1 pseudogene is annotated in these 338 nt (G+C 44.4%); it reads left to right on the top strand.

The annotated features are described in order from the left end of the window. A pseudogene (locus FD23_RS08855) lies at positions 1-338 on the top strand (IS110 family transposase); the annotation flags it as partial.

The raw sequence follows: 338 nt of genomic DNA, 5'->3' as shown, positions 1-338 counted from the left end.
GAGCAGGCTTCGCACGATCTGATAACCAACAAGAATAGACTGCACAAAGCCATTCAGCTCACTTTCCCAGAGATTGAGCACCTAATGGCTAATCCGAGAGGAAAAAACTACTGGAGTATTGTTCTCAAATTCCCACACCCTAATATTGTATTAGAAACAAAAGAAGCCGATATCATCGACTTCTTAAAGAGCTTATCTGGTATTGGTGAAAAACGTGCCAATGATTTGGCACAGAGGCTTATCCGGCTGGCCAAGCTCGCATGCCCAGCTGTCAAAAAGAGCAGTGCACACATTCGTGGCCTTGAAATGGCCATTAACAATATTCTGAGCGCTGAAGA

Source organism: Lactobacillus delbrueckii subsp. delbrueckii DSM 20074 = JCM 1012, assembly GCF_001433875.1.
GTDB classification, from domain to species: Bacteria; Bacillota; Bacilli; order Lactobacillales; family Lactobacillaceae; genus Lactobacillus; species Lactobacillus delbrueckii.
This window is presented reverse-complemented; position numbering and strand designations above follow the sequence as displayed.